This is a genomic window from Halalkalibacter alkalisediminis, assembly GCF_028610705.1.
Classification (GTDB): domain Bacteria; phylum Bacillota; class Bacilli; order Bacillales; family Bacillaceae_D; genus Halalkalibacter; species Halalkalibacter alkalisediminis.
In genome coordinates this window covers 1-2951 of sequence record NZ_JAQQWT010000095.1, presented here as the reverse complement: position 1 = coordinate 2951, position 2951 = coordinate 1, and the positions used below count along the sequence as shown (strand labels likewise).

Below are 2951 nucleotides of genomic sequence, written 5' to 3'. Positions count from 1 at the left end.
ATATCGATCGACCTCCGTGTTATTTACTTAAACTATAACACTAAAGTATCGTACGACATCTATCCTAACAGAGGGGGATCGGTAAAGTTAAATTTATAACTAAGTATTCATCTATTCTTACGAAAGTAGGCGGGATAGTTATGATAATACTTGGTATTATCATTTTTTTTAATAAAATGTTTTATATTAATATCTGGGGTCAAAGAATCCAAGATTTTATTACCAACCTATTTTAATTAGTTCAGGTTATATTTTAGGGGAATATCTTATGAGAAAGGATAGGTATAATGAGAAAAAGACGGTTAGTAATTAGAACAAGTATTCTGTCAATAATTGCGATATCCTTAGTATATACTTTCTATTCTAGTCACTTTAGTGAGAGAAATGCTATTCAAGCTGGTGATAAGTCTCTAAATTTTGTTCTTTACGATCTAGAAGGAAAGCGAATCGAATTGGATGAATTAAAAGGTCAAGGCGTGTTTCTGAATTTTTGGGGTACATATTGCCCCGAGTGTGTTAAAGAAATGCCCATAATGAATGAAATGTATCAAGAATATGCGGATAAAGGGATTGAATTAATAGCTATTAACGCGGGTGAATCGAACCTAGCAGTAGAGCGATTCACGGAAAAGTTAGACCTTACATTTCCTATTACTACAGATAAAGGAAATGTTTTCGATGCTTATGGGGTAAATCCTCTACCTACAACAGTGTTAATTGATGCAGATGGAGTTGTAGTTGATATATATACTGGTCCACTAAATAAAGAAATAACTAGGGAATTTATGGAACGAATTAAGCCAAATAGCTGATTGTATCACTTATAGACTTTTATTTATAATTATCATAAATATAGGGTTCTGTATTTCTTGATATTTTTTTGTAATAAAAAAGGTGCGCACTAATTCTTAGTTGCACCTTTTTTATATTTGCAATTATAACTATAAGACCAAGAGATAAATAAGGTAAATCTAGTTACTGATAGTTGCTCCGGCATTACAACTTGTCCCCGATACGCAACCTAATTGAATACGATAATTCCCGCCATTTGTACTTGTATATTTTTGACTCCAAACTTGGTTTCTAGAAATCGGAACAGTTGAATAAATAACAGTACCATTCCTACTAACATTTAAATATACATCACTACTGTTACTTTGGTTTACTACCATTAATGAATACACATTACCTTGACCTACGTAAATACTTGAGGAAAGGTTACCCATATTCTGCCCTGATGAAATGCTAGAGCTTGCTGAAGCTGCTTCTGCACTTTCTCCTTTTGAAACATCCAGACCAACGACTGGATTCATTCTAAATCTCCTCCTCAAATTGAACTTGCCAGTAACCCCTAATTCCTCCTAGTAGTATCATAGCTTCGCTTGTTATACGAGATCTAAGTCCCAACCAGCCTCAAACATGTTTCTACCAGTAGGGGGTGAACGGTTTAATGGACGGGATCTAAGTCCCACGGGCGCTTACGTTCTACCCTGGCTACTGTTATCATAAGACCATATAAAAAAAGGTCAACCAGAAATATTTTCTTATCTGGTTAACCTTATAATACGAAAGGGCGCTTTTCTGAAATAAAGAAAGCGTCTTTCTTCATGAAAAGGGCCATTTTGTGGAATAACGCTCTGGTAGTTAAATTGGATATTTATGTCAAAATAATGAGAGATTGTGAAGGATTGTACTTAAAGTAACGGGCAGAAGAGTTTAACAAAGATATATGATAAAATATATAAAAGGTAAATTATGGGGGTGACAAAATGGCGTGGGTAATCGGAATTGGATTAGGTATTTTGGCAATTGTTTGGTTAGCTATGGAAGTAGCAACCTATGAAGATAAAGGTAAAGATTTTCGGTCATTTTTTAAAGCATTCAAAAGAAGTTTAATTTTCATAATCCCTTTGTTCGCTGTGGCAGGTGTTATATATTACGCTTTTATAAATTAAAATTGAACTACTGTTATTAAACAAACGGGAGCTATCCTGGAAGAAGAAAGCGCCCATTTTGCATTGGGAAATTCTTTATTCCACCTTTTCGAGGGGGTGGGCAAAAACACCCATTTCAGAATGTCCTCTAAATAATATTAGTGGACATAAAGAATTTAGAATCTTCACGATTTAACATATAAGTTTGCTTTTAATTTCTGTAAAAAGCAGATTTTTAGAGTCAAAAACCACATTCTGGGTTGTTTTTCATGTCCGCTAATACTAGTTGCGTAATATTGCTCCATTGCTACACAGACCCCTTATTCCGTTAATCCGCTACTGTACTTACAAGTGGTTTGAAATCCTGCGAATAAGCGAGTATTCGTGAGATAAAACAGTCTTACTGAGGGAGCTTCAATGCACTTTTTCTTTGTATATAACCATTGCACTAAAAAAGAATATGGGAGATGAAAATTTTATATCTACTATCTCAATAGAAGTATCTTTTAAAAATTCATTTACTTTCTTATCCATTCCTTTTTCAGACCATCCGTAAAATGTTTTAACTTTCAATTTACCATACACCTCCTAAATAAACTATTTATAATTTATACGATTAAATAAGCATTTTGTTTCATAGTTATTGGTAAGTTTTTTACTTAACAATCCTGCTTCGTTAGTTTAAGTAAAATCCTTCACAATCTCAGCTATTATTCTACACGAATACATGAAAACGTTCCTCAACAATCTGGCCCGATTGCGGAACAAAAAAATCCTGCTACTCATACAGGACTTTTAATCAAACTTTATTATAAATTTAATATCAATCTTTTTTATAAATTATCGAACTTTTTTACAAATTATCACTTTATTTCAAATCAACATCTACATGCAAAAGAAGCCTTCACTACTATGTAAGGGCTTCTTTTGCATGTAGATGTTGATTTGTTCATGGAGGTTGTTCACTTATATTTTTTATGTCAGATAATATATTATATCTCATTGACAATTGTAAAA

4 protein-coding genes are annotated in these 2951 nt (G+C 33.0%); 2 read left to right on the top strand and 2 right to left on the bottom strand.

The window, feature by feature from the left end; all coding sequences use genetic code 11:
- Nucleotides 1–287 precede the first annotated feature (287 nt).
- Complete coding sequence (gene resA, locus PQ474_RS25905; protein WP_273848462.1) at nucleotides 288–812, top strand: thiol-disulfide oxidoreductase ResA; 525 nt, start codon at nucleotides 288–290, stop codon at nucleotides 810–812.
- A 159-nt stretch (nucleotides 813–971) separates the two neighbouring features.
- Here resA and PQ474_RS25900 read toward each other — a convergent pair whose 3' ends face one another.
- Nucleotides 972–1313 (bottom strand): hypothetical protein, encoded by a 342-nt coding sequence (locus tag PQ474_RS25900; protein ID WP_273848461.1) that lies wholly within the window; start codon nucleotides 1311–1313, stop codon nucleotides 972–974.
- 456 nt (nucleotides 1314–1769) lie between these two features.
- Here PQ474_RS25900 and PQ474_RS25895 point away from each other — a divergent pair, with 456 nt between their 5' ends.
- Entirely contained in the window at nucleotides 1770–1955 is a 186-nt protein-coding gene (locus PQ474_RS25895; RefSeq protein WP_273848460.1) for a hypothetical protein, read from the top strand.
- A 393-nt stretch (nucleotides 1956–2348) separates the two neighbouring features.
- Here PQ474_RS25895 and PQ474_RS25890 read toward each other — a convergent pair whose 3' ends face one another.
- Nucleotides 2349–2507 carry a sporulation protein Cse60 gene (locus PQ474_RS25890; RefSeq protein ID WP_273848459.1) on the bottom strand — a complete coding sequence of 53 codons (159 nt, stop codon included), beginning with the start codon at nucleotides 2505–2507 and terminating at the stop codon, nucleotides 2349–2351.
- Nucleotides 2508–2951 lie beyond the last annotated feature (444 nt).